This window comes from Streptomyces doebereineriae (assembly GCF_031845645.1).
In the GTDB taxonomy this organism is placed as follows: domain Bacteria; phylum Actinomycetota; class Actinomycetes; order Streptomycetales; family Streptomycetaceae; genus Streptomyces; species Streptomyces canus.
This window is the reverse complement of record NZ_JAVREZ010000482.1, coordinates 1-413: the sequence shown is the minus strand read 5'-3', so window position 1 is coordinate 413 and position 413 is coordinate 1. Positions and strand designations below refer to the sequence as shown.

General features: G+C 70.5%; 1 pseudogene. It reads right to left on the bottom strand.

Annotation, left to right across the window (positions count from 1 at the left end):
- Positions 1-184 (bottom strand): annotated as a pseudogene (locus RNB18_RS52870) (oxidoreductase); the annotation flags it as partial.
- Between the last annotated feature and the right edge of the window lie 229 nt (positions 185-413).

Here is a 413-nt window from a genome sequence, read left to right as displayed (position 1 = left end):
GCGCCTTCTGGGTGCCCACCCGCTTGGCCAGCGGGCTGCGCCCGACCGGCTGGCTGGGGACGAACTGGCCGAACCGGGGCCCGATGAAGCTGTCCCCGGGAACGTCCTGGGACGCCGCGAACAGCGTCTGACGTGCGCCGAACGACGGATCGCTGGCGAAAACCCGGTTGGCGGCCGCCATCATGCGGGCGCCGAACTGGTTGCCGGTCTGGCCCAGCAGGTAGGTGGCCGAATAGCCGGGGGGGGGCGGCCAGGGCGCGCACCGCCGAGCCCGATGCTGTCAGCCGTCGCTGCAACTCGGACGTGAACACCAGGTTGGCCAGCTTGGACTGCCCGTAGGCCAGCCACGCCGAGTACGGCCGCGACTTCCAGTTGAGGTCCCGCAGGCTGATCTGCCCGATCCAGTGCATCAA